This is a genomic window from Acinetobacter sp. YH12021 (assembly GCF_013420145.1).
In the GTDB taxonomy this organism is placed as follows: Bacteria; Pseudomonadota; Gammaproteobacteria; order Pseudomonadales; family Moraxellaceae; genus Acinetobacter; species Acinetobacter towneri.
Genome location: NZ_VOYT01000007.1, coordinates 48412 through 72721 on the forward strand (window position 1 = coordinate 48412; position 24310 = coordinate 72721).

The window sequence follows — 24310 nt, forward strand, 5'->3', positions numbered from 1 at the left end:
CATCTCTACGTAAAACTTCTTCTTTAAATAAAGGGGTGGCAATAGATCTCTTACGAAAGTTAATTTAAGAGCATCCAATTCACCATTCCAGCAATTAAATTCATTCTTAGACCAAATCGTTTCCGTCTATTTCTATGGCGTTCTGTTAATATCCGAAAATGTTTAAGTTTGCCGTTGATATGTTCAATTGTGATCCTACGCCGACTGATTTCTTGGTTGATCTGTTTTGCTATTTGGGGTAATGATAAATTGTTAGGTTTCTTGATTGGAATGAGTAACTTACTCTTAATCTGATGAAATCCTTTATAGGCTAAATCTGCTATGATATAAGGATAAATAATCATCTCCTTCAAATGCTTACGCGCAATGTTCAGATCGTGTTTTCTGCCATCTTCAATCTGTATACTTACAATTTGCTTTAATTGGGGGTTAAAAATGACCTGTGTTTTTAGCGTATGTTTCTTCTTTTTACCACTATAGAATTTTCTTTGTTTTTTTGGGATGCTCAATCTGTGACTCAGTAACATCAACGATTACATAATCCCCCTCATTAAACTTTTGATTCCTTTTCGGCAATGCGAAAATCCGTGATTGAATCAGAGCATTTTCAACTTTCTGAATCGTACGATTCACATTACTTTCAGCTAGGTTATAGTCGGCGGATAACTCAATTTGAGTTCTATAACAGCGTAAGTAATTTAAAGTTAACAACAATTGATCCTCTAAACACAACGAATGAGGTCTTCCAGATTTTTTCTTGGCAAGTTCAGCATGTTGTAACACTGATACCATTTTTAAGAATAATGGACGAGGAACTCCAACAAGTCGTTTAAATTCTTCATCATTAAATCTTGTTAAATTTTCATATTTCATGAGATGAGTATAAACAATTTTTTACTTTCGCAAGAGGTCTAATATTAGTGAAAAAATAATTAGTTTTATAGCTAATCATAGATTCCAAGATATTTTGAGGTAACAAAATTACAGGTCCAACAACTTTATTAGGCCCCCAAGGAGCGTGAGGAAGTGAAAATTTTGATTTTTTCCATTCGTTATCGATTGCACAAAAGAAATGAATAGCCTCTTTTGTTTCAGTCGTTTCTATACCTAATTTTTCACATTGTTCTAATGTATATTCTGCAAAATGTTTAAAGCAAATATTAGGGTTTGTTGACAATTCGTCTATGTTTGCGGCATGAGAGATATATCTCGCAAGGTTTTTTAGCTGCTATAAGGCATGGGACAGGAAATTTAGTCATTTTAAATGACTGGCACATAACGCAATAGCAGCAAAAAATATGCTCGCCCTGAAAGGCTGTGGCTAAAACTTTCTCAGATTGCGTTATGAAACTTAGCAATAATCTCGCTATTCCTTGCGTTTCATGCCTGATCTGCTCAGTTTTAGCCTACAGCGCAAGCCATTTATGAAATGTCAACAGACCCTAGTCGTTATATCTGAAATAGTGTCCAGACCTATACCATCTGCAACTAATATTAATTCTTCAAGATCTTCTAATAAGCCTGTCTGAGCTGCCTGAGAAGACTTTAAGCATGTGAGTATATATTCAACTTTAATATCGTGTGATCCTTTGCCATTTACTCCTTCTTTAGTTGCACCAATGCCAGTATATTTGGGCTCAGGAAAATGGGAGCATAATTTTCTTGCTTTAATTTCATCTTTTTCTTTAAGAGCTTCCATTAAACATTTCATAAAATTTTGCTGAGTAGTCAGAGCAGACTTGGAATGTATGTTCTCACAACGAGTTAAATAATAACTATCAATGTATAAGCGAGTATCTGTTTCCAGATTAGGGTCAAAGAAGTCAACTTCAAGTAAATTTTTATCTACCTTAAAGTGATTGAGGAATGTTGTCATTGTTTATTTCTCCTTTAATATTTATTTAAAATATCATTTAATTAGGAGTAGTGGGTGGTTTTTTGATCAATTTGCGACAGATATTGTCGCACACATTTCAACCTCTTTTTTTGATTTAGTAAATTTATCCCTCGAATCTACATTGATTTTTTGACTCTATCTTGGCTCATAGATTGAAATAATTTTGTGCAAGACCCTGCCAGATATGGTTAAATGCCATCATTTTATTGTGTTTCACTCTGAAAGGAAAAATCATGCGCGCGTACAACTTCTGTGCTGGTCCTGCAGCATTACCGACTGCCGTACTTGAAAAAGCTCAAGCTGAAATGCTTGACTGGCATGGCAAAGGTCTTTCGATCATGGAAATGAGCCACCGTAGTGCCGACTATGTTGCCATGGCTGAAAAAGCGGAAGCAGACCTGCGCAAACTCATGAATATTCCTGAGAACTACAAAGTATTGTTCTTGCAGGGTGGTGCATCGCTACAATTTTCTGCGATTCCATTGAATTTGTTGGGTAAAAACAACAAGGCAGATTATATCCACACGGGTATTTGGTCTGAAAAAGCCTTAAAAGAAGCGCAGCGCTATGGCGATATTCATGTCGTTGAAGCGGGTATTCAGATTGAAGGTAAGCATGCCATTAGCGAACAAAGCCAATGGAACTTATCTGCCGATGCTGCCTATGTGCATTATGCAGATAACGAAACAATTGGTGGTTTGCAGTTTGCCAATATTCCAGAAACAGACAAACCGTTGGTATGTGATTTCTCATCAAGCATTTTATCTGCACCTTTAGATGTATCTAAATTTGGTCTGATTTATGCAGGTGCGCAAAAAAATATTGGCCCAGCAGGCTTAACCATTGTGATTGTACGTGAAGATTTGCTTGATCAAGCCAAGCCTGAAATTCCAAGCATTTTGAAATATTCAGCACAGGCAAAAAATGATTCCATGGTGAATACACCTGCAACTTATGCATGGTATTTGTCTGGTTTAGTGTTTGAGTGGTTATTGCAAAACGGTGGTGTAGATGCGATTCATCAAGCTAACCTAGAAAAAGCGAAATTATTATACGGTTATATCGATTCAAGCGATTTCTACGCGAATCCAATTTATAGCGCAAACCGTTCAATTATGAACGTTCCGTTTACTTTGGCTGATGCCGCACTGGAAAAACAATTCTTGCAAGAAGCTGAAGAAAACCGTTTGTTGAACTTGGCAGGTCACCGTTCTGTAGGTGGTATGCGCGCAAGTATTTATAATGCAGTGCCATTAGATGGCGTACAAGCTTTGGTTAACTTTATGGATGACTTTGCAAAACGTCACGGTTAATTGATAGTAGTAAAAAGCAAAAACCCAGCTGAATTAGCTGGGTTTTTTTTATAGAAATAGGTGAAAAGTCATAGAGGCTTGTTGATGAGTGAAACTCAGAACACAAAATAGTGTAAGCCGTAGGCGGAGAGCAGCATGCCTAATGCAAAAAATAGGCAAGACATCGGGTCGAGCTGATAGCGTTGCTCAAGTTGATGTTCTACATGCTGTAAGTTTTCTTCTTGCACGATTTTCATAGATATTATTTTCCGATGATCTATTTATCGTTAAATATTTAAATACGGCTATATTTTTAGCATAAAAAATTGATTAAATAAAGTACTAATTTTATTTTAAATATAATATCTGCCAATAATGAATTAATTCTGTGTTGATTTTTAAAATCCGCACCACTCAAGGCTTTCAGATTATCTACGGTGCTTGGTGCAGATGTTTGGGTTTTAAAATAACTTATCCACATATTCGATTTAAAATATGGTTGATTTTGAATTTATAATAAATTTAAAGCTGTGGATAACTGCGTTTTTTTGAATTTAAAATGCTTAAATAAGCATCAATATATTCATACTATCAATAGCACGCTTTTAACAATCAAAAATTGATTATAAGCCATCAGTGAAATAAGTATTGAAAGTTCCTTCTCCCTGAGGAGAAGGAGAGGATGGGGGGATGATGAATATGAATTTATTATTTAGACAGCTACTTTGAGGTTTATTTTTAATAAACTACTGTTTTATATTGTGAATATTGGCTTGAATCCAAATATTGCCACGAATGTATTGTCCAATTTCAAAGTTTTGGTGCGCAGGATTTTTAGTTGCAAGACGAATTAAAATCGCAGGCTGATTTTCATCATGAATTAGAGTGACATCATAAACAGTATAGGCTTGATTCATGAATTCAAAACTGGTTTTACCAACAACATTGCCCTGAAACCAAGCTTCATCTTCCTGACCGATATTTTCGCCATATAAATATGCGACCATTTTAGAAAAATCCACCGTTACAGGTGCTTTGTCATCTTCGGACTTAGGTTGCCATGCGTCAATTTGTTCTTGCAGATTGGCAGGTGCAACACCATCATTGGCTGCTAAAATATCATTCAGCGCACGATGGTGTTTAATTGACGCAGGATCATCGACCACCAATTGTTCGCCTTCAGCAACAGCTTCAAGTTCATACGCCCATGCGTTTAAATGCACCCAGTAGGTTTGATCTTTTTGGTATTGTTGATGGTTGACGCTGTATAAACTGTCAAAAGCATAGACAATACTGTTGTTGCCTAAATTGAGTCGAAGCACCGCTTGAGTGTTAGATTTGCAGCTAATGATACGTTCAATTTTAGCTTCAACTTTGTAAGGACTTTCAAAGCAAGGGAAAGCCGTTTTTACAGCTTGTGGTTTGTTATTTTCAACCGCAATCACTTGTGTCAATTGAATTGCCTCTTTGCTTGGGCCTTGAATCAGCCATGTGCTTTGATCCATTTCTGCTTCTTGGCGGCATAAACCCATTGGCATAATTGGTGCATCTAGAGCCAGTCCTAACCATTTTGGAACTTCGGTGCAGGGTTCATCCGTGAGTAAATTCCAATGTTCAACATGGCTGCCGAAGTTCTGATCTTCAATGCGGATGATTTCTGGTCTATTTTGATTGTTCATAAGCACTTTGAGATGTTGGGTTCTTTTCTTTACTCTTAGATCGAGGGTTATTTCGATTTTTCAAGTCTTTGGCTGAAATTTCATGTAATGCCACTGCATTTGTACAGATTGTGGACAGCGATGCAGCAGAAACAAAATCACATCCATCTACACTTTAGCATGCAATTCTGAGCATTTTAAACATACTGCAATGTAATGAGTTTGATACACTAGTCGCATATTATTATCAGGGTTGCACAGTGCTGCCATTTAAACTTTGGGTTGATGCAGATGCATTACCTAAAATTCTAAGAGAAGTCATTTTACGTGCTTCAGATCGTTACCAACTTGAAGTCACTTTTGTTGCCAATCAATCGGTCGGGATTACGCCTTCGGTACGGATTAACTCTATTCAAGTGATGCATGGTGCCGATGCTGCTGATCAGGAAATTGTAGATCGCATGAAGGAACACGACATTGTGATCACGCAGGATATTCCACTAGCGGCACAAGTGATTGAAAAGGGCGGAATAGCGATTCATCCACGTGGTGAAATTTATACTGTTGCCAATGTGAAAGCGCGTCTGCATTTGCGTGATTTTATGGATACTTTGCGTGGTGCAGGCGTACAAACAGGTGGGCCAGCACCTATTTCAGAACGTGATAAACGTGAGTTTTCAAGTAGTCTAGATCAAACCATCCAAAAGCAAAAACGTAAAACTGCTTAATACGAGTCACGCATGCCTTCTAAAACCAATATTATGATGACCTATGCCTTATTGGTTTTCATTTGGGCAACAACGCCTTTGGCAATTGTCTGGAGTGTGTCAGATTTACACATGCTTTGGGCTTTGGTGCTACGTTTTTTCATTGCTTTGCCCTTAGCTATTATTTTATTGCTGCTGTTAAAAGTGAAATTTCCACATCATCTACAAGCGTGGCATAGTTATTTGGCAGGTTCGTTTAGTCTGATCGGTTCACAAATTTTCACCTACATTGCCACCGCTTATTTAAGCTCAGGCATTATCGCCCTGATGTTTGGTCTGACCCCCATCATAGCAGGTTTGATTGGTCGTTTTGTGTTTCAGTTGCATTTGGCACGTATTCAATGGATCGGAATGACAGTGTCCATTTTAGGGCTTGGCATCATCTGCTTTGGCGGCGAAACACAGCATGTGCATCCTCTGGGTATTGTTTTAATGCTGTTTAGTGTATTGACCTACACCATGTCTATTTTCTGGGTGAAAAAAGTTAATGCGCAAGTTGAACCTGTAGCACAGGCAACTGGCTCGATTTTGGTATCAACCATTGCGGCTTTATGTATTGTGCCGTTTATTTGGCAATATGTACCGACTAGTTTGCCGAGTCTTAAATCTATCGCAGCTTTACTTTATACCGTGATCATGGCTTCTTTGATTGCAATGTTCTGTTATTTTAAATTGGTGCAGAATATTCAGGCGACCACCTTATCTTTAACCACCGTCATGACGCCAATGATTGCTTTGTTGATTGGTGCTTTACTCAATCAAGAAGCTTTATCGGTCATGGTATTTGTGGGCGCTTTGGTTTTATTGTCAGGCTTAGTGCTGTATTTTTATCGTGATCTTAAAGCAAGTCGGGCATTGGCTCAGAAAATCAAAACACCATCCTAACGATATGCAAAGATGGCGTTATCCTCGTGATTTTATATACGCGAACATGCAGAAATGATTTATTTTATTTCTTAGATTATGCTTGTTTTAAAGCAACGGCTTCTGCAAGTTTGACGCGATCTTGAGGGTGTAGAGTAATAAAATACGCCCCAGTACGATATTGTCCATTTTCTTCTTCACGGCTGTAAACCACTTGCGCGGTTGCGGCTATATGGAAAAAGTTTTCAGGATGGCTGAGCGTGACATGAATATAACTGCCCGTGTTTAATTCACGTTCACTATAAAAACTGAAACCACTTTCTGAAAAATTGACCTGTTCAGGGATAGGTAACATGCTTTGTACAATTGCATCGTATAAAGACCCTGTAATAAGGTTTAATTTTTGGTTGAATAAGGATAAGATTCGAGCAATTTGTTGATCTTTTTCAGTTAATTGTTCTAATTCGTAGTTTAATGCATGATCAAATTGATCTAATTCTGCGAGTAGTAGAAAATAACGCGGTAAAACAAAATTAGCATCGTAAGGGTCGTTCAGCGCAACATCGTCAGAAATGATCTGGTAATTGATTCTCAGGGCAGCATCAATTCGTGACATGACACGACGTTCAGACGCGACGCTTTGATGCTGTAAATTTTCCATAATGTATTACCTCGGACTTGATGGTATGTTTAAACCAATCTCGCTATATATAGGGTTGAGATATACGCGCGCTCGGCGCAGTAACCACTTTATTTCTTTTATTGCCTTAGTTTCGATGATCGGTCTAACTTTGGGTGTTGCCGTCCTCATTACCGTACTTTCGGTGATGAATGGTTTTGATCGTGAATTAAAAAATCGTGTCTTGGGCATGATACCTCAAGCCACTGTTTCATCAACACAAATTTTAACAAATTGGCCAGAACTTGCAACGAAAGTTGAGCAACATAAGCATGTTGTTGGTGCTGCACCATTTACGCAATTGCAAGGCATGTTGACCGCACAAGGGCAAGTGTCGGGCATTATGGTCACGGGAATTGAACCCGAATACGAAAAGAAAGTATCCATCATTCAAAACCACATGGTTGCAGGCAGTATCGACAATCTGAAAAAGGGTGAGTTCGGTATTGTTTTGGGCAAACAAATGACTGATGCCTTGGGTTTGGGTTTAAACGACAGCATCACCTTGGTTTTACCTGAAGCAACGCCATCCCCTGCAGGGGTTGTACCGCGTTTTAAACGCTTCAAAGTGGTTGGTATTTTTAGTATTGGTGCAGAAGTCGATTCGATGATGGGATATATCGCCCTGAATGATGCTTCGACTTTGCTGCGTTTACCCGATGGTGCGCAAGGTGTACGTTTAAAACTGGATGATATTTTTGCTGCACCACAAGTATCTCGAGATATTGTGCAAGAGCTACCTGCCAACTTTTACGCTTCGGACTGGACTTATACTCACGGTAACTTGTTTAGCGCCATTCAAATGGAAAAGGCGATGGTGAGCCTATTGTTATTCCTAATTGTTTTGGTGGCTGCATTTAATATCGTGTCTTCTTTGGTGATGGTTGTGACCGATAAAAAATCGGATATTGCGATTTTAAGAACTTTGGGTGCATCACCAAGCACGATTACCAAAATTTTTATGGTGCAAGGTACGGTCATTGGGGTTATTGGTACGGTTTCAGGTGCAATCTTGGGGATTATTTTCGCGTCTAGTATCAGTGGTTTTATTGCATGGTTGAATAATGTATTAGGGCTAAATTTATTTGATGCTTACTTTATCAACTACTTACCTTCATATTTAAGATGGCAAGATGTGGTGGTGATTGTGAGCTTGTCGTTAATTTTAAGTTTCTTGGCGACGATTTACCCTGCGTTACGTGCCGCGAAAATTCAACCAGCAGAGGCATTGCGTTATGAGTAAGATTGTTCTGGAAGCCAAGCAAGTTTCTAAACACTTTACCGATGGCAAAACCACTGTTGAAGTGATTCGTGGTCTAGATTTACAAGTTCAGCAAGGGCAGTTTGTGTCGATTGTCGGAGCGAGTGGTTCGGGCAAAAGTACCTTATTGCATGTGTTGGGTGGTTTAGACCGTCCAAGCACAGGCGAAGTATTTTTACATGGGCAGCGTTTTGACAATTTAGGCGAAGCTGAACGCGGCTATTTGCGTAATCGATACCTCGGTTTTGTTTATCAGTTTCACCATTTATTGCCTGAGTTTAGTGCGCTTGAAAATGTGGCAATGCCGTTAATGTTACGTGCAGGCACAAATTACAAAGAGGTGAAGGCACAGGCAGAGTATCTGCTTGAGCGAGTCGGTTTATCGCATCGTTTAACCCACAAACCGGGTGAGCTTTCTGGAGGGGAGCGTCAGCGTGTTGCGTTGGCACGTGCATTAGTAACAAAACCCGCACTCATGCTTGCCGATGAACCCACTGGAAATTTAGACCGCAAAACTGCAGTTAAAATTTTTGAATTGCTGCGTGAATTACGCAGAGAGTTTAATATGGCGATGTTGATTGTGACTCATGATGAAGAGTTGGCAAAATCTGCCGATACCATTTTGCACATGCAAGATGGTGTTTGGGTAGATGCTTAAGGGGCATAGTTCGTAAAGCCACTCAAAAGCGATTGCGTTTAAAACAGTAATTGCTGGAATAAGATTGTTTTGTTGAAGCCCACTTCGGTGGGCTTTATGATGCATGCCAATAAAAATAATAAGTTTAATATTCATGCTGCAATTGATGGGACTAGCTTGGGTGATTGGGATCGCCTGTGTCGGAATACGCTCTTCTTCTTTTTCAATACATACACTGACTGCCATGCCCAGCGCAATGGTTTTACTGATTCTATGCTGTGCCATCGTGCAGTATTTGTTGCAAGCTCGCTTATCTTCAATCTATTGGAAATGTTTGAATGTAGGCGTAGCAGGTGTTTTGAGTTTTGTTCTTGGTTTGATCTATGCGGATACGCAGATGCAGCAGCGTTTGCAATGGCGTGAACTACAACCTGAATTTGCTGAAGTCGTGGTTTATGTCAGACAGTTAAATCAGCTAAATGACAACAGCATTTCACAAAGGGTTGAGGTGTTAAACCGACATCCTCAAACAGTGACATGGTTAGCAACTTTAGCACAAACTCAGGTAGATCAAGAGCAAAATTTAGAACTTGGACACTATTACAAATTAAGTGGAAAAATTCGCCCTGCGCATAGTTATGCCACAGCAGGTGCATTTGATGTAGAGCGGTGGTATTTACAGCAAAATATTATGAGTGGTTTTCGGGTTGAGCAGATTCAGCCTATCTCGGCTGAACAAATTTATGCCATGGGGTTTACACAACATTGGCGTGCCCAACAGACGCTATGGGCAAAATTTCGATTATGGATTGAACAGCAGCGTTATCAAATTCGACTGTTTATTCAGCAGCAACCTTTGCATCATCAAGGTTTAATTCTTGCATTACTCACAGGAGATAAAAGCCTATTAGATGCAGAAACTGAAGCACAGTTTCAGCGTTTTGGAATTAGCCACTTATTGGCTATTTCAGGGCCACATGTGCTGATTTTTGCAGGCATGCTATGTTGGGCATTACGTCAGCTGATTAGGTATTACCGTCCGCATTGGTATTTGTGGATGCCTAAACAATACTTGCTCATGTTGCCATTTTTAAGTTGTGTATTGCTGTACACCGCCTTTGTCGGTTTTGAAATTCCTGCATTAAGAACCTTGCTGATGTGCAGTCTAGTGACAGTAATGTTAGTGCTGAAGCAGAAGCTTCAAGGCTTTGCCTTGCTGATTTATAGTGCTGCCTTATTATTATGGTTTGATCCTTTAAGTGTACTGTCTGCTGCTTTTTGGCTGTCTTACGGGGCCTGTTTTATTCTACTGCGTATTTATCAGAGCTTGAGTGCGCAACCACGTATAGAGCTGAATCGTTGGCAGCAACTGAAACATGCCAGCAAAATTCTAATCGAGTCGCAATGGAAAATTTTTATTGCCTTATTTCCTTTAGTGATTGTGTTTTTTAAACAAGTGGCGTGGATTGCACCGCTTATTAATATCATCGCAATTCCATTGATTGGTATGCTGATCGTGCCTTTAGATGTTTTGGCAGGAATTTGCTTTTTTATTTTTGAACCCTTGGCGTCAATACTGTTTCAATTGAATGATCTAGCTATGGCTTTGTTGCGCTTGATTTTTAGGGGGATGGAAACCGTTTTTGTACCACGGTTACATACTTTGTCGATGTCTGCAGCGGTGTATGTCTGTCTATGTTTAGGCTTATTTCTGCTATTTTTACCACAATCGGTATTGCCTAAAACTTGGGCAATCTTATGTTTTGTTCCACTGATTATAGTCGATAGCCAACGACAACCATTTGAATTAACAGTACTCGATGTGGGGCAGGGACAAGCTTTATTTTTACGTTCAGGTCATTACAACATGATGATTGATGTGGGCGGTTCTTATGATGAAAGTAAGTTTAGTATTGGACAGCAAATTTTACGTCCATTTTTAGCGGTGCATGGTATTAAACAACTGGACTTGGTGGTTTTAAGTCATTTAGACCAAGACCATAGTGGTGCATTTCCTCATTTGCAAAATGAAGTCAATATTCAACATGTCTTTGCCAATCAGACCGTAGATGTGGCAGTAAATAGCAAGTTTAATTTGTGTCAGCAAGGGCAACAGTGGTCTTTACCACATCAGGTACAGATACAAGTTTTATCTCCTAAACCGAGTCAATTACCTTATGCCGCACAGCAACAAAATGAGTTGTCATGTGTGTTGTATATTTCAGTGCCATCCGCACAGCCATATCAGCATTTTTTAGTGATGGGCGATGCAGGTTGGGCAACTGAATATCAATTGTTGCAGGAATATCCTGATTTAAAAGTAGATGTGTTAATTTTGGGTCATCATGGGAGTAAGCACAGTTCTGCCTATGATTTTTTAGCACATTTTAAACCCAAATTGGCCGTGGCATCTGCAGGTTTTGATAATCGTTATGGACATCCTAGTTCTTTAGTTCAGCAACGCTTGGCTGCGCTCAATATTCCGTTCATGAACACCATACAACAAGGCAGCGTACGTTTTTCTGTAGATGCACAACAGCGTATGCTTATACAGCCGTATCGGCAGCAGAAATTGTGGTTGCAGCGTTAGTTTGGTTCTGTGTCTGGGCACGTACAGCCTGCACATCTGCCAAGGCTTCTTGCACAGGTTTATGATAGACCCCGCGTAAATCTGGATGGGCTTTATAGCGTTTATAACTCCAGTGATAATGTGTAGGATAACGACGGATCAAATCTTCAATTGCACGGTGAATAATAGCTGTCCCTGCATTGGCATCACACTGATAAATGTGCTCATCTATCGCTTCGATATACATATCAAAGCCTTGATCTGCATTTCTTAACGCATATAAGAACAAAGCTTTTGCTTTAGTTTTCTGAATCAATTTGGCGCTTAAATTACTCGATTCCAACGGAATACCAAAAAAAGGAATCATCTCACCACCTATATTTGGGGTATGGTCTGGCAAAATGACAGTGGTTCCGCCTTGTTTGAGTGCTTTAAAAATTTGACGTACCCCAGATTCATCTGTTGGGACTAAATGTGCCTGTTCACGGCTACGTGCTTGGCGCACAAAATCATCTGCCGCAGGGTTTTTGACAGGTTTATACATGATGGTCATTTGCGTATATTGAGCGATCCACGCATTCATAATTTCCCAAGTGCCAAAATGCGGCACAATTAAGACCAAACCCTTTTGTGCAGCCAGTGCATCTTGTAATAGTTCTAAACCATGTACCTGATGGATTCTTTGAATATTTTTTTGATTGCTTGATCCCCAAATATGAAAAAACTCAAAATAAGAGGTCAGTTCGTTACGAATTGCTTGCTGGGTAATCTGTTCGCGTTGTTGTGAGTTCAGCTCAGGAAGCGCAATTTGTAGATTGAGTTGAATAGTTTGAGAGGTTTTACTCAAACGCAGTGTATTGACCAAAAAAGCCAAAGATTTTGCAAAAAAACGCGCAACTGTTAAAGGTTGTCGACTTACAAAATCAAGCAGGCGCGATAAAGCCGTTGTCGGTGCAGGTTCGGTCATAACGACAGCATCAATTGATAGAAAGGATAAAGATGTAAAATATTATAGGAGAAAATACAGGCTTTAGACAGTTTTTGCCAATTCCGTGTATATAATGGAGCAAATTTACTATTTTTTGGATTGTTTCATGTCCGATTGGCCACCAAAACCACAAAATGAATCACAACAAATATCTCCACAAGCACAGCAGCCCATAGGCAATGAGTGGAAACTATTAGAAAAAGCTGTTTTAGCTTCAGTTGAAGAACAACGTCGTGCACGTCGTTGGGGGATTTTCTTTAAGTTTTTAACTTTTGCTTATATATTTTTACTGTTGGTGATAATGGGCAAAGGGTGCAGTACCACGACCACGAATCCATCGGCAGCGAGTCCACATATCGCGGTGGTGGATATTGTTGGCACAATTGCATCTGATAAGCAAAGTGTGAACAGCAATGACACCATCAAGTCACTGAAAAAAGCCTATGAAAACAGCAACAGTAGGGCGGTGGTGCTAAATATTAATTCTCCGGGTGGTTCACCTGTGCAGTCAGATGAAATCTGGCAAGAAATTCAATATCTGAAAAAACAGCATCAAGGGAAAAAACTCTATGCCGTGATTGGCGATACTGGCGCTTCAGGTGCGTATTACATTGCTTCCGCTGCAGATGAAATTATTGTCAATCCATCAAGTTTGGTGGGTTCAATTGGTGTGATTATGCCAAATTATGGGCTGAGCGGTTTAATGCAGAAGATGGGTGTGGAAGATCGTACTATGACCTCAGGTGAAAATAAAGCCTTATTGTCGATGACACAACCTGTTGATCCTGAACAGAAAAAACATGTGCAAGCCGTATTAGATAATGTGCATGGCCACTTTATTCAAGCAGTGAAAGATGGACGCGGCGCGAAACTGAAATCACAAGATCCTGCGATTTTCTCAGGTCTGTTCTGGACAGGTGAGCAAGCCGTGACTTTAGGCATTGCCGATAAGATTGGCAGTTTAAATAGCCTGAAGCGTGATTTAAACCTAGATAAAACAGTGAACTATACCATTGAACACAGTCCTTTAGACTCTGTGTTGGGGCGTATGGGTGCAGCAGTGGGAGAGGGCTTTGCCACTTCTTTATCTCAACATATTCAGACTGAGCAAAACGTGAAATTACAATGAAACCACTGATTCATTTTGCGCATGCCAATGGCGTGCCATCGAAGGTTTATCAAAAACTGTTTGATTTACTTAAAGATGATTACGATGTGATTTACGTCCCTTTGTTGGGGCCAGATAAGCGTTATCCGATTGATAATCATTGGCAAAGCTTAACCCAACAAGTGATTGACAGTGTTGTACGTCAAGCTCAGGGACGTAAAGTGATTGCGTTGGGGCATTCTTTAGGTGCAGTGTTGTCGTTTCAAGCCTCTTTACAACGCCCTGAATTATTTGAACAAGTGATCATGCTTGATCCACCTTTAATTATGGGTAAAGCATCGGTGTTTTTACATTTTGCCAAAATGTTTAAGCTTAAAGCAGTAGATCAACTGTCGCCTGCATCTTTGTCTTTGCGCCGTCGTGATCATTGGGAAAGTCGTGAGCAAGCAGCAGACTTATTGCGTCCGAAAGGTTTTTATCAAGATTTTGATGCCGGCTGTTTTCAGGCTTATATCGAGCATGCTTTGACTGATGACCATGTACGAGGCGGGGTGCAATTGACCATTCCAAAAATGGACGAGGTCAATATTTTTAGAACCAATCCATCACTGTGGTGGTTACCGCAAGCAAAACTGCAAGTGCCGACAGAATTGGTGATTGCAAAAAAAGGGCCGTTCTTAAAAGCAGGTTTCCCACAAATTACCGCCAAGAAATTCAACATTGCTTATCAGGTGGTTGAAGGTGGACATATGTTCCCTTTAGAAAAACCTGAAGCGACGGTGCAGTTGATTAAAGATTTGATTCAAGCACAGCAGAGTAAAGCTGCTTCTGTTTAATTCAGTCTGAACCAAATACGAACCATAAAAAACGCCTGATCAACAGGCGTTTTTTCGTATATATCAAAAGCTACATACTTAAAGAATATTTAAAAATTGCAAAACTGCACAGGTTGTTGTATCAGTTGTTGGCGATACATCACACCTTGCGCAGTGTGCTGAATGGTTCCGTTACAAATCCATTCAACCACTTGCGGATAAATCAAATGCTCCAACACATGCACACGGTTCGCCAAGCTTTCGGCATCATCGTGGATGTTTACTTGCAACACACCTTGTGCCAGTGCTTGACCTGCATCTAATTCAGCAGTGACATAATGCACGGTACAACCATGTAAAGTATCGCCTGTATTGAGTACACGTTGATGGGTGTGCATGCCTTTATAATGCGGCAAGAGTGAAGGATGAATGTTGAGCATTTTACCTTCCCAAGCATGCACAAATTTGGCACTTAAAATACGCATAAAGCCCGCAAGCACCACCAAATCAACATCCCATGCAAGTAATTGTTGATGCATGACATCATCAAATAATTCACGACTCGGATATTGTTTGTGCTCAATCACTGCAGTTTGAATCCCTGCTTGTTGAGCGCGTTGTAAAGCATAGGCATCAGGCTTATTGGAAATAACCCCAACAATTTGCCCTGAAAGATTGGCATCTATCAGGGCTTGTAAGTTACTTCCGCTGCCTGAAACGAGGACAGCTATTTTGATCATCTGAGTCAAATCACGCAAAAATTACGCGAATTTTTTCATCTGCGCCTTCAACGGATTCGGCGTTGTCTTGAATACGACCCATCACCCAAGCTTTTTCGCCAAGGCTGTTGAGAAGCTCAACTGTTTTGTCTGCATCGTTGGCATCTACAACAACAACCATACCTACACCACAGTTAAAGGTGCGATACATTTCAAACTGTTCTACACCGCCTTCACGTTGTAACAATTTGAACAGTTCTGGCCATTCCCAAGATGATTCGTCAATCACTGCTTGCGCACCATTTGGCAATACACGTGGTAAGTTACCTGGTAAACCGCCACCCGTAATGTGCGCCATAGCATTCACATCAACTTGTTTGCACAGTTCAAGCATTGATTTGACATAAATGCGTGTTGGTTCCATGGCAACGTCAGCCAGTGGACGACCATCAACCAGTTGAGTTAAATCAACATTTTTTACGTCTAAAATTTTACGAAGTAAAGAGTAACCGTTTGAGTGTGCACCTGAAGAAGCGACACCAATCAGAACGTCACCAGCTTTTACTTTAGAGCCATCAATAATTTTGCTTTGCTCAACCACGCCCACACAGAAGCCTGCAAGATCGTAATCTTCACCTTCATACATGCCTGGCATTTCAGCAGTTTCACCACCTACAAGCGCACAGCCTGCAAGCTCACAGCCTTTACCAATTCCTGTAACAACATTGGCTGCAACGTCTACATTTAAGTGACCTGTTGCATAGTAGTCTAAGAAGAATAAAGGTTCAGCACCGCACACCAGCAAGTCATTTACACACATTGCCACCAAATCTTGACCAATTGTGTCATGGCGGTTTAGGTTCAACGCTAAACGTAATTTAGTTCCTACACCATCTGTGCCAGATACGAGCACAGGTTCTTCATAACCTTTCGGAATTTTACAAAGTGCGCCAAAGCCGCCTAATCCACCCATCACTTCAGGACGAGTCGTGCGCTTAGCGACAGATTTGATACGATCGACTAACGCGTCGCCCGCTTCAATATCGACACCAGCATCTTTATAGCTTAAACCAGTGGTTGGGTTAGAAGTTGAGTTGCTCATAATGAAGTCTCCGCATTCGCGGGGCGATTATACCTGAATATACGAAACTCTTATGTTATTTATGCGCTAAAATGCTATCTTTATTCAAATATTTTAACTTCTATAACGAATAAACTGAAAAAAGGCGAATTTCTATGGTCGATCGTACCTTGCGTCGCATTTTTATCCTGTCTGGGATAGTTCTGCTCCTTTGGGTGCTGTACTTATTAAAACCAGTTGTCATTCCTTTTGTTGTTGCATTTTTCATGGCTTATTTATTTAGCCCATTGGTTGAAAAATTTTGCAAAGTCGGTTTACCACGTTGGCTATCTATCAGTTTGGTTTTTATTGGGATTGGCATCGCGCTGACTTTGGCAGTTTGGTACATCATTCCTTTGGTTTGGAAGCAGTTGATGATTGCGCGTGACAGTATTCCTGTCGGTATTAACTGGATCAATTCGACCTTCTTGCCGTGGGTATCATCCACTTTCAATATTGAAGAAATGGAAATTGATACCTCGCACATGAGCAGCATCGTCATGGATTATGTGCAAACCAATTATAGCGCCGATAGTATTCAAGCCATGTTATTGCGTGTTGCACAGTCTGGTCTGAATTTTATTCAAATTGGCGGCACCGTGGTGCTGATTCCGATTATTGCTTTCTATTTCTTGCTCGACTGGCAGCGTATGCTCGACAGCCTGCGCCGCTTAATTCCGCGTCCTTATGAGCAAAGCACGTTGGCTGTGGTACAAGAATGTCACAGTGTGTTAGGCGCTTTCGTTAAAGGTCAGTTTTTGGTGATGATCTTGTTGGGCGTCGTTTATGCTACAGGGCTACAACTGATTGGTTTAGAAGTCGGCTTGATTATTGGGATGGTAGCGGGACTTGCCAGTATTATTCCGTATTTAGGTTTCGCTGTAGGCATTGTTGCAGCCATTATTGCCACTTTCCTGCAATTTGGCATTGACTGGATGCAATTGGTTTTAGTCCTTGTGGTCTTTATGATTGGACAGGCGGTGGAAGGCTATATTCTACAACCGTTTTTATTGGGTGATAAAATCGGGCTTTCGCCAGTCGCGGTGGTGTTTGCTGTTTTAGCAGGTGCACAACTGGCTGGATTCATGGGGATGTTGATTGCTTTACCAGTAGCAGCAGTGATTGTGGTTTTACTGCGTCATTTACGTGATTTTTACGAAAAAAGTTATTTGTATGGGCAACCTGTGGTGGTGTCGGAAGATGGTGCATCGGGTGACATCAGCATTGATACAGCACAAGTTCATATTGATATTGAGCTTGATCCTCAGTCAGCAAATTCACTGCAACAGACTGAAAAATCAAGTAAGATAAAGCCCTCAGATCAGCAAAACTCCTAGGTGATTACAATTCTATGCGTCAACTGCAGTTAGATATCGAGCCTCAATTAGATGCACGGATCAGTGATTTTTCTGGTCCGGGTTGGGGGCATGTGATTGATGCAGTTCGACAGCTTCATGCAGGATTGGTCAATCGCTTTTATGTCTATGGTGGTGCGGGCACAGGCAAAAGTCATTTATTGTCTGCAATTTGCGATTCCTATTTAGAAATTGGCAAATCAGCTATTAAAGTATCCTTACTTGAATTATTGGATGCCCCAACAGAAGCAATTACCTCTTTAGACCGTTATGATTTGGTTGCTTTAGACGATATTGAAGCGATTAGTGGTGTACCACATTGGCAACGTGCGGTGTTTCACTTAATCAATTACAGCAATGAGGTTGGTGGTCAGTTGGTGTTTTCATCACGTTTTGCACCGATTGAATTAAAGCTTGAATTGCCCGATTTGCAATCACGTTTGACGCAGGCAGTGAGTGTTAAAGTGCCTTCAGGCAGTTTGTATGCAGACCGACAAGCTTTAGTGAGTTCCGTGTTAGAGCGTCGCGGGATTATCATCGACCCACAAATTATTGATTATTTGTTGTTACATGGCCCACAGCAGACCTCGATTTTGCTGCAAAGCCTTGAACAGTTGGTGCAATTACTTAAAGGAGAGAAAACGAAATTAAGTGGAGCAAACCTGCGTCAGATTTATGCTTTAATTGACGAATATCGGTAAAAATTAAAATTACTTGAGAATTTGCGCAAGCTATGCCAAATTATTCGGAAAATAATTCGAAGTTGCAGGGAATTTGCAACTAAAGAAGAAAAAAAACAAAGAAAATTACAAGGAGTACGCTTATGCTCAAGCAGAGCATCGGCATTGGTATGCTGTTTATCGCAGGTCATGCATATAGTAGTAATATCATTGTCACCACCACTGCTGACACCAAAGCAGATGATCAACAATGTTCTTTGCGTGAAGCCATTGAGTATATTAATTTAGGCATGCCCGAAGAAGGCTATTTGGGCTGTGGCGGCAAAAATGCCTCAAGTGTGATTTTATTAGAAAAGAAAGCCGTCTATCAAATTGATACTCAACTTAAAATTACAGAAAACCTTGAAATTAAAACCACCTATGACAGTAGTCTGAATGATAAAACTGCCCCAGGTTTGAATAATGCCACGATTCAGATGCGCGGCAATGAGCGAATTTTCCACATTGAAGATAGCAAGGATCGTTTCTTAAAAGTTTCTTTAAAAGAATTAACTTTACAGGGCTGCGGTGAGGAACGCTGTCGTCAGCAACAAGGTGGTCTGATTTATAATAATGAACATTTAATTTTAGACTATGTGAAACTGAGTCAGGGTGTAGCCAATCAAGGTGGGGCAATTTATAACCTCGCACAAATGACTGACGAGAAGATCCCTGCAGGTTTTATTGAGATCAAAAATAGCTTGCTTGAAGCTAACCAAGCGCAGGAAGGTGGCGTCATTTATACGCAATTCCCACGCTTTGTGATTACAACTTCAGTATTTAAAGGCAACAAAACCATATCAGTTGCTTCAGCCAATCTCTATTCTGCAGCAAGTTTGGCAGATGAAGAAATCAAAGCCTTTCCTAGTATGGGGAATATGATCGTGAGCAGTACTTTTACTGCAAATGAAGGCTATGTCATGAATGTGCTGGATGATATTGGTGTCAATAACATTAGCTTGATTGGTAACAGCCGTGGTGTGTATCTCAACGCACCTTTGGGTAAAGCCTATATTGCCAATAGTGTGATTTTGGGTAATCCACATCCTGTGAGTGTGAATACTGCAGCAAACTGTGTGCAAGCAGGTTCAGATGCAACAAGATTGCAAAATAATTTAGTCGGCGCAGGCTGTGGAGCAGGCGATAGCAACTATCCAAATACGCTATGGACTGCAAATTCGGTGCTTGCAGGTAATCTGCTTGAAGGTGCATGCCAAACCCTCAGTCAAGATAAAACGGCACTCTTTTGTCCATATCAAGTTCCTGAAAACTCATTCTTGGGCTTTATGCGCCCACGCGTATTGCTCAATTATAACAGCCTGAAAGATTCTGTGGTGTTGAATCAGGGGCAATTACAACTGGGGGATAATACGGTAGTCGGTTGTGCTGCTTCAGATCAGCGCGGTAAAAACCGTCAGTCAGATATTACCTTATGTGACCGTGGTGCAATAGAGGTGATGGTTCCTGAAACTATGGGGCTTATAGGTCAAGATATTTTGGCGGGTCAAATTGCTAAAATGTCGGTGAGTGATTTGTTGGGTGATAGTGATTTGGTGCCTAAAGAATTTTGTGATCAAGTCTATCCAAACAATCCGACAGGCCAAGCATGGCAAGCAGGTTGTGTGCAAATTGAGCAACTCGATACACGTTCTAAAGGAAAATTGACCGTAGATGAGTTGGGGAATTTGGTATATACCCCAGATTCTGCTTGGCATGGTGCAGATGTTTTTAAAATTAAATTAGTCACCAGTACCACACGTTTTAACAGCACAACACCTTATATGGAAGTGAAAGTCCAAGTTATTCAAGAACATGAAAATCGTATGGAAAGCGATAAAATAAAAGTTTCTGGCGGTGCATGGAGCGCTTACGGATTATTGGCTTTATTGGGCTTGTTGGGTTTACGCCGTAGAAAAGCATAAAGGATGAATATGAAAAATAATAAAAAAACACTATTAGGGATAATGGTGCTGTCTGCTATGTCGCTTATGGCAGCAGATAATCGTGTGATTCAGGTCACGACCTTTGAAGATCAAAATGGTGAAGACTTAAGCAAATGTTCATTACGTGAAGCGTTAGTTGCGGCCAAGCAGAATATTGCGTTCGGTGGATGTAGCGCAGGCAATACCAACCGTGGTGCAACCGATATGATTCAGTTGCAGGCTGGGGAATATATCTTAAACTCAGAATTACGCCCGCAATCTATGGTGCGTATTTATGGGGCGACAGCGGTCGACTATAACCAAGTAGATCCAATTACACATCGTTATCCTTCAATTGCACCGTTAAAAACCACTATTAATGCACATGGCAATAGCCGCATTATCAATACTTCAGATACCCAAGCCAGCGTGGCGCTATACGATGTCATTCTAAAAAATGGGAATGCCCATGGTGGTGCTAATGCAAACCCTGCAGATGCAGGCAAGGGTGGTGCATTATTTGTGGCAGGCCCATTAGCTGCGAACAATGTCGAAATTCAAAATTCGCATGCAGAACAAGGTGGTGCAATTTACGTTGTTGCTCATCAAGCGGAGCGTCAAGTCAATTTAGAAAATGCTTATATCCATGCGAACCAAGCCAAAGTAGGTAGTGTGTTGGCAATGGATTGTAGTGCCAACTTGGTCAATACACGCTCTATGGTGAAAATTGACCGCAGCAGTATTGTGAAAAATGGTGCTGCAAATAGTCTTAGTACTTTTGATCTTTGCGGCCAACCAGATCTTGCGTTGACTGCCAGTACGATTGCACAAAACCAAGCTGATACCAGCAAAGGTCATATCTTTAACTTAAGTAATGCAGAAAATCATCCGCTTAGCACTTTGTCACAGGTGTATTTGCAAAGTAATACCATTGTTGAAAATAAAGCATTGAGTACTTTGTTTTATGACAATTATCCACGTATTGTCCTCTCTTTTAATATGTTGGCCTTTAACCAAGGTAAATCTTGTCGTTATGCATTCCCTGCGAGCTTAGAGCAGGCGCGCAACATCAACACAATTCGCAATGCCTTATTCGCAATGGGATCAGCGACAGAGCAAGGCGAGTGTGATTTGCCTGAAACAGCAAATAGTTCTTATGATGGTGCTAAAAATTTGGATTTGACAGGGCTTAGCTTTGATCAAGTATTGCAGCCCTTGCAAGAACCATCTGCTTATAATTTATTCCTGCCGTTGTATTATCCAAAACTTGGTTCAGACCCTGCGAAAGATTTGATTGATGTAAACAGCATGGGGTGTAGTGATTATGAACAACGTGGTTTAGCGCGGGTGAGTAATGCAACTTTAACTTTAAATCCTGATGCAAAAAATACCTGTGAAATTGGCTCTGTAGAAGTGATGCGCTTAAATGCAGCCGATATTCAAAGCTTGCGTAATGTCTCTTATGAAAGTTTATTTGCCAATTATCAGCAACAAATTGACCGTATTCAGTCTGCGATAGATCAAAGTAAAGATGCTGCATCTTCGGTCGTTTCTCAATCGCGTACTGATTTGAAAACGATGCAGGATTTGTTGGCGAATACCAAAGCTAAGCAGCAATATCGTGCCATTTATGTTGATCCATTTGCGATGGCATTAAAGCAAGATGAACCAACTGCAGATGGGAAATTTGTTCAGTTAAGACAGCTTAATTCTGACAACTTTAGCATTAGCACTGAAGTATTGGGGATTGGTGCAATTTCGGGTTCAGGTACCACATTTAGTACCGATAAATTGACCCAAGATCCACTATTCAAATGTGAATGGGATGCACAGTTGCAACGGATTGTGATGTATCGACTGAATGATAAAGTCACAGAAGCAACCGATTCAGCGTATTGTAAATACACCATTACCTCAAAATTGGACAGTAATTTGCATTCTTCGGGCTTACTTGAAGGTAAATTTAGCAATATTGCCCCAATTGCAAAAGATGATCGTGTACGACTTGAATATGGTACAGACCTCAAAGTGAGTTTTAATCCATTGCTGAATGATAGCGATGCAGGCGATGGTTCTATCAGCACTTTGAAAGAAAATACCAATAAGCCTGCATTCTATAAAGATAGTACAGGACAAGAACTGGCAATTCGTTTTACACAAGTACCTTCAGGTGTGGTACTTACGGCAGATCGTCAAGCACCTTGTCCTGGGGATTATGCACGTGAAATTTGTTATGGTGGCAATATTCAGGTTCAAGTACGAAATAGCTTTAGCCCATTTGATTATGAGCTGAAATACACGATTTTCGATCATGAACTGGAATTATCGCCTGAAGCGACCATTACTTTAGAAAATACAGCGAAAAATACCAATTATGAAGCCAGTGGTGGTGGCGGGGGAAGCTTAGGTTTCTGGGGTATGTTTGGTTTAATCGGATTGGCGTTCTATCGTCAACGTCCAAGAAAATCGTAATCTACCGACTCTTTATTGCAAAAGCCTCATCTGTTTTACACGATGAGGCTTTTGTTATTGGTGACTTCAAGTACTTTCTATTATCCATGAACAGATAAAATTAGTGACTCATTGCAGGCTGCTGATATTTAAGAATGTATTCCTGACGAATTAAAGGTCGTTGTTCAGGTGTTGCTTGTTGCAAGCGTTGTCCTAATTCACGACGTTCTTGCGTGCTCATTTTTTGCCAAGTTTCACGCATTTTTTGTTTTTCGCTATCAGGCAGTTGAGTAAACCAATCCATCCGCTGCTGTAAAGCTACGCTTTTTTCTGCAGGAATTTCTTTTAAGTTTTGATAGCGCTTAATTAAGGCCAATTGTTCTTCTTCAGAAAGAGTTTCCCAGGTTTCTGAAATTTGCGTATCTGCATCTTTGGAGAAAATCCAAAAACGCTCAAACCCTGCAAAACTGGTTTGTAAAAAACTGAGCGCACAACACGCAATCACAATTCGTTTAGCTGCCATGTGGAACTTTGTCCTCACCCAACACCATTAACATTTCTAAATCTTCCACCATTTGTGGAGAAAGTTTAGGAACAGATACAGCTTGATTCTGCGGCTGTGTGGTCATTTCCATTGAATTTGGCAAGACCACAAAACCTGCAATTGCCGCAGCCAATGCAAAACCTGACATTTTCCAAAGCCCATAGCGCGATGTTTTCTTGTCTTGAATATTGTCCAAGACATGATTCATGACCGCGGCTTTGTCTTGATGGTGGCGAGCCAATCCATCAAGTTTAGATGTCACTTGTTTTAAGAAATCATCTTGTTTCATTCTGATGATCCTCCCAGATACGGATTCATATGTGCCAAACTGTTGCGTAAAGCTTGAATAGCACGGTGATAATGCGTTTTTACACTGCCTTCAGTGCAGTTCATAATTTGTGCGGTGGTTTGCGTATCAAAACCTTCCCAAGCACGTAACATAAAAGCTTGTTGTTGCCGCACAGGAAGCCCCGCAATTGCTGCCTGAATTTCTTCTACAGTCACAGCTTGATCTAAAAACTCTGCAGGATTGAGTGCTTGCTCATCGACAATATCAAGTTGTTCAACATCGTCATCATCTAAACTGATTTTTTTGAACCATGAAAACGGTTGAGCGCGGCGAGCTTCTTTACGACGCCAATCTTGTAATTTGTTATTTAAAATGGTGTAAAACAGGGGATACCATTCCTCTGTGGCTTTGTCAGCATAAGATTTATGCAAGGAAATAAAGGCTTCTTGCACTAAATCCATAGCAATGCCGTGCTGTCCTTGCGTTGCACTTTCCATCATCACTAAGGCACGCCCCGTTACGTCTTGCATGAAATTCTTCAGACGTTGCTCAGCCGTACTCTTAAGAGCACTCAAATTTTCCGAGTGTGACGACTTCGGGTTTAAATCCATAGAGATGGAAAATCCTGTCATTGGATACCCACCATTATTTTTAAC

At 40.6% G+C, this 24310-nt stretch carries 24 protein-coding genes; 12 read left to right on the forward strand and 12 right to left on the reverse strand.

The annotated features are described in order from the left end of the window. Window positions 1-59 precede the first annotated feature (59 nt). The 3 genes from FTT91_RS07665 to FTT91_RS07675 form a co-directional block, all read right to left on the reverse strand. Window positions 60-873 (reverse strand): IS5 family transposase gene (locus FTT91_RS07665; RefSeq protein ID WP_180169221.1). Its coding sequence is split into 2 segments (ribosomal slippage): window positions 60-485 and window positions 487-873, totalling 813 coding nucleotides; the frame shifts between segments, so codons are not numbered across the junction. Beyond that, on the reverse strand, window positions 863-1177 hold the full coding sequence (locus FTT91_RS07670; RefSeq protein WP_035310653.1) for a hypothetical protein: 315 nt from the start codon (window positions 1175-1177) through the stop codon (window positions 863-865). Before FTT91_RS07670 ends, FTT91_RS07665 begins: the two co-directional genes overlap by 11 nt. Window positions 1178-1432: 255 nt before the next feature. Continuing rightward, on the reverse strand, window positions 1433-1876 hold the full coding sequence (locus tag FTT91_RS07675; RefSeq protein ID WP_131261181.1) for a hypothetical protein: 444 nt from the start codon (window positions 1874-1876) through the stop codon (window positions 1433-1435). Between the two features lie 254 nt (window positions 1877-2130). Between FTT91_RS07675 and serC the strand changes: the two genes are divergently transcribed. Then, the gene (gene serC, locus FTT91_RS07680) at window positions 2131-3210 is read left to right on the forward strand and encodes a 3-phosphoserine/phosphohydroxythreonine transaminase (protein ID WP_004971842.1); all 1080 of its coding nucleotides are present in this window, start codon (window positions 2131-2133) and stop codon (window positions 3208-3210) included. A 95-nt stretch (window positions 3211-3305) separates the two neighbouring features. Here serC and FTT91_RS07685 read toward each other — a convergent pair whose 3' ends face one another. Beyond that, a complete protein-coding gene (locus FTT91_RS07685) occupies window positions 3306-3446 on the reverse strand; it encodes a hypothetical protein (RefSeq protein ID WP_004971840.1) in 141 nt (46 codons plus the stop codon). Between the two features lie 489 nt (window positions 3447-3935). Beyond that, window positions 3936-4868, reverse strand: coding sequence for a hypothetical protein (locus FTT91_RS07690; RefSeq protein WP_019837949.1), 933 nt, complete (start codon window positions 4866-4868; stop codon window positions 3936-3938). Between the two features lie 239 nt (window positions 4869-5107). On the opposite strand from FTT91_RS07690, the gene FTT91_RS07695 reads away from it, so the two are divergent. Both FTT91_RS07695 and FTT91_RS07700 read left to right on the forward strand, forming a co-directional pair. Further along, window positions 5108-5575 carry a YaiI/YqxD family protein gene (locus tag FTT91_RS07695; RefSeq protein ID WP_004971836.1) on the forward strand — a complete coding sequence of 156 codons (468 nt, stop codon included), beginning with the start codon at window positions 5108-5110 and terminating at the stop codon, window positions 5573-5575. A 12-nt stretch (window positions 5576-5587) separates the two neighbouring features. Then, on the forward strand, window positions 5588-6499 hold the full coding sequence (locus FTT91_RS07700; RefSeq protein ID WP_104853213.1) for a DMT family transporter: 912 nt from the start codon (window positions 5588-5590) through the stop codon (window positions 6497-6499). Between the two features lie 76 nt (window positions 6500-6575). Here the strand turns inward: FTT91_RS07700 and FTT91_RS07705 are convergent, their stop codons facing one another. Beyond that, window positions 6576-7139, reverse strand: a complete 564-nt coding sequence (locus tag FTT91_RS07705) for a PilZ domain-containing protein (RefSeq protein WP_004971830.1) — start codon at window positions 7137-7139, stop codon at window positions 6576-6578. Window positions 7140-7164: 25 nt separating this feature from the next. Between FTT91_RS07705 and FTT91_RS07710 the strand changes: the two genes are divergently transcribed. The 3 genes from FTT91_RS07710 to FTT91_RS07720 all read left to right on the forward strand — a co-directional run bounded on the left by FTT91_RS07710 (window position 7165) and on the right by FTT91_RS07720 (window position 11645). Further along, window positions 7165-8400, forward strand: coding sequence for a lipoprotein-releasing ABC transporter permease subunit (locus FTT91_RS07710; RefSeq protein ID WP_104853304.1), 1236 nt, complete (start codon window positions 7165-7167; stop codon window positions 8398-8400). Beyond that, window positions 8393-9076 (forward strand): lipoprotein-releasing ABC transporter ATP-binding protein LolD, encoded by a 684-nt coding sequence (lolD, locus tag FTT91_RS07715; RefSeq protein ID WP_167845882.1) that lies wholly within the window; start codon window positions 8393-8395, stop codon window positions 9074-9076. Before FTT91_RS07710 ends, lolD begins: the two co-directional genes overlap by 8 nt. Window positions 9077-9209: 133 nt before the next feature. Continuing rightward, the gene (locus FTT91_RS07720) at window positions 9210-11645 is read left to right on the forward strand and encodes a DNA internalization-related competence protein ComEC/Rec2 (RefSeq protein WP_180169222.1); all 2436 of its coding nucleotides are present in this window, start codon (window positions 9210-9212) and stop codon (window positions 11643-11645) included. On the opposite strand, the gene FTT91_RS07725 is transcribed toward FTT91_RS07720, so the two are convergent. Then, on the reverse strand, window positions 11602-12591 hold the full coding sequence (locus tag FTT91_RS07725) for a lysophospholipid acyltransferase family protein (protein ID WP_004971822.1): 990 nt from the start codon (window positions 12589-12591) through the stop codon (window positions 11602-11604). The genes FTT91_RS07720 and FTT91_RS07725 overlap by 44 nt on opposite strands. A gap of 127 nt (window positions 12592-12718) precedes the next feature. Between FTT91_RS07725 and sppA the strand changes: the two genes are divergently transcribed. Then, window positions 12719-13741: a signal peptide peptidase SppA gene (sppA, locus tag FTT91_RS07730; protein ID WP_180169223.1), complete on the forward strand. Its 1023-nt coding sequence runs from the start codon at window positions 12719-12721 to the stop codon at window positions 13739-13741. Then, window positions 13738-14556, forward strand: a complete 819-nt coding sequence (locus tag FTT91_RS07735) for an alpha/beta fold hydrolase (RefSeq protein ID WP_180169224.1) — start codon at window positions 13738-13740, stop codon at window positions 14554-14556. Before sppA ends, FTT91_RS07735 begins: the two co-directional genes overlap by 4 nt. A gap of 89 nt (window positions 14557-14645) precedes the next feature. Here the strand turns inward: FTT91_RS07735 and purN are convergent, their stop codons facing one another. Together purN and purM are read right to left on the reverse strand one after the other, a co-directional pair. After that, window positions 14646-15275 carry a phosphoribosylglycinamide formyltransferase gene (gene purN, locus FTT91_RS07740; RefSeq protein ID WP_104853305.1) on the reverse strand — a complete coding sequence of 210 codons (630 nt, stop codon included), beginning with the start codon at window positions 15273-15275 and terminating at the stop codon, window positions 14646-14648. A gap of 10 nt (window positions 15276-15285) precedes the next feature. Beyond that, window positions 15286-16356: a phosphoribosylformylglycinamidine cyclo-ligase gene (purM, locus tag FTT91_RS07745; RefSeq protein WP_180169225.1), complete on the reverse strand. Its 1071-nt coding sequence runs from the start codon at window positions 16354-16356 to the stop codon at window positions 15286-15288. A 134-nt stretch (window positions 16357-16490) separates the two neighbouring features. Here purM and cxpE point away from each other — a divergent pair, with 134 nt between their 5' ends. From cxpE to FTT91_RS07765, 4 genes are all read left to right on the forward strand, one after another. After that, a complete protein-coding gene (cxpE, locus tag FTT91_RS07750; protein WP_178865699.1) occupies window positions 16491-17711 on the forward strand; it encodes a chloramphenicol efflux transporter CxpE in 1221 nt (406 codons plus the stop codon). 14 nt (window positions 17712-17725) lie between these two features. Beyond that, on the forward strand, window positions 17726-18430 hold the full coding sequence (gene hda, locus FTT91_RS07755) for a DnaA regulatory inactivator Hda (RefSeq protein ID WP_004971812.1): 705 nt from the start codon (window positions 17726-17728) through the stop codon (window positions 18428-18430). Between the two features lie 122 nt (window positions 18431-18552). Further along, a complete protein-coding gene (gene rbtA, locus FTT91_RS07760; RefSeq protein WP_180169226.1) occupies window positions 18553-20370 on the forward strand; it encodes a rhombotarget A in 1818 nt (605 codons plus the stop codon). 57 nt (window positions 20371-20427) lie between these two features. Continuing rightward, window positions 20428-22842, forward strand: a complete 2415-nt coding sequence (locus FTT91_RS07765; protein WP_242439119.1) for a CSLREA domain-containing protein — start codon at window positions 20428-20430, stop codon at window positions 22840-22842. Between the two features lie 100 nt (window positions 22843-22942). Here FTT91_RS07765 and FTT91_RS07770 read toward each other — a convergent pair whose 3' ends face one another. From FTT91_RS07770 to FTT91_RS07780, 3 genes are read right to left on the reverse strand one after another with little or no spacing between them, the layout of a single operon-like run. Further along, window positions 22943-23344 carry a DUF3106 domain-containing protein gene (locus FTT91_RS07770; protein WP_004971806.1) on the reverse strand — a complete coding sequence of 134 codons (402 nt, stop codon included), beginning with the start codon at window positions 23342-23344 and terminating at the stop codon, window positions 22943-22945. Further along, window positions 23334-23654, reverse strand: coding sequence for a hypothetical protein (locus FTT91_RS07775; protein ID WP_004971804.1), 321 nt, complete (start codon window positions 23652-23654; stop codon window positions 23334-23336). The genes FTT91_RS07770 and FTT91_RS07775 overlap by 11 nt, the downstream gene beginning before the upstream one ends. After that, a complete protein-coding gene (locus tag FTT91_RS07780; protein WP_004971803.1) occupies window positions 23651-24265 on the reverse strand; it encodes an RNA polymerase sigma factor in 615 nt (204 codons plus the stop codon). Before FTT91_RS07780 ends, FTT91_RS07775 begins: the two co-directional genes overlap by 4 nt. Between the last annotated feature and the right edge of the window lie 45 nt (window positions 24266-24310).

Excerpts from the sequence above, each read along its gene's own strand:
- lolD (WP_167845882.1), top strand. The coding sequence starts at position 8,393 with ATGAGTAAGATTGTTCTGGAAGCCAAGCAAGTTTCTAAACACTTTACC.
- FTT91_RS07710 (WP_104853304.1), top strand. The coding sequence starts at position 7,165 with ATGTTTAAACCAATCTCGCTATATATAGGGTTGAGATATACGCGCGCT.
- FTT91_RS07685 (WP_004971840.1), bottom strand. The coding sequence starts at position 3,446 with ATGAAAATCGTGCAAGAAGAAAACTTACAGCATGTAGAACATCAACTT.
- FTT91_RS07705 (WP_004971830.1), bottom strand. The coding sequence starts at position 7,139 with ATGGAAAATTTACAGCATCAAAGCGTCGCGTCTGAACGTCGTGTCATG.
- sppA (WP_180169223.1), top strand. The coding sequence starts at position 12,719 with ATGTCCGATTGGCCACCAAAACCACAAAATGAATCACAACAAATATCT.
- FTT91_RS07780 (WP_004971803.1), bottom strand. The coding sequence starts at position 24,265 with ATGGATTTAAACCCGAAGTCGTCACACTCGGAAAATTTGAGTGCTCTT.
- FTT91_RS07700 (WP_104853213.1), top strand. The coding sequence starts at position 5,588 with ATGCCTTCTAAAACCAATATTATGATGACCTATGCCTTATTGGTTTTC.
- FTT91_RS07735 (WP_180169224.1), top strand. The coding sequence starts at position 13,738 with ATGAAACCACTGATTCATTTTGCGCATGCCAATGGCGTGCCATCGAAG.
- rbtA (WP_180169226.1), top strand. The coding sequence starts at position 18,553 with ATGCTCAAGCAGAGCATCGGCATTGGTATGCTGTTTATCGCAGGTCAT.
- purM (WP_180169225.1), bottom strand. The coding sequence starts at position 16,356 with ATGAGCAACTCAACTTCTAACCCAACCACTGGTTTAAGCTATAAAGAT.
- hda (WP_004971812.1), top strand. The coding sequence starts at position 17,726 with ATGCGTCAACTGCAGTTAGATATCGAGCCTCAATTAGATGCACGGATC.
- FTT91_RS07765 (WP_242439119.1), top strand. The coding sequence starts at position 20,428 with ATGTCGCTTATGGCAGCAGATAATCGTGTGATTCAGGTCACGACCTTT.
- FTT91_RS07675 (WP_131261181.1), bottom strand. The coding sequence starts at position 1,876 with ATGACAACATTCCTCAATCACTTTAAGGTAGATAAAAATTTACTTGAA.
- FTT91_RS07775 (WP_004971804.1), bottom strand. The coding sequence starts at position 23,654 with ATGAAACAAGATGATTTCTTAAAACAAGTGACATCTAAACTTGATGGA.
- purN (WP_104853305.1), bottom strand. The coding sequence starts at position 15,275 with ATGATCAAAATAGCTGTCCTCGTTTCAGGCAGCGGAAGTAACTTACAA.
- cxpE (WP_178865699.1), top strand. The coding sequence starts at position 16,491 with ATGGTCGATCGTACCTTGCGTCGCATTTTTATCCTGTCTGGGATAGTT.
- FTT91_RS07720 (WP_180169222.1), top strand. The coding sequence starts at position 9,210 with ATGCTGCAATTGATGGGACTAGCTTGGGTGATTGGGATCGCCTGTGTC.
- FTT91_RS07725 (WP_004971822.1), bottom strand. The coding sequence starts at position 12,591 with ATGACCGAACCTGCACCGACAACGGCTTTATCGCGCCTGCTTGATTTT.
- FTT91_RS07770 (WP_004971806.1), bottom strand. The coding sequence starts at position 23,344 with ATGGCAGCTAAACGAATTGTGATTGCGTGTTGTGCGCTCAGTTTTTTA.
- FTT91_RS07690 (WP_019837949.1), bottom strand. The coding sequence starts at position 4,868 with ATGAACAATCAAAATAGACCAGAAATCATCCGCATTGAAGATCAGAAC.
- serC (WP_004971842.1), top strand. The coding sequence starts at position 2,131 with ATGCGCGCGTACAACTTCTGTGCTGGTCCTGCAGCATTACCGACTGCC.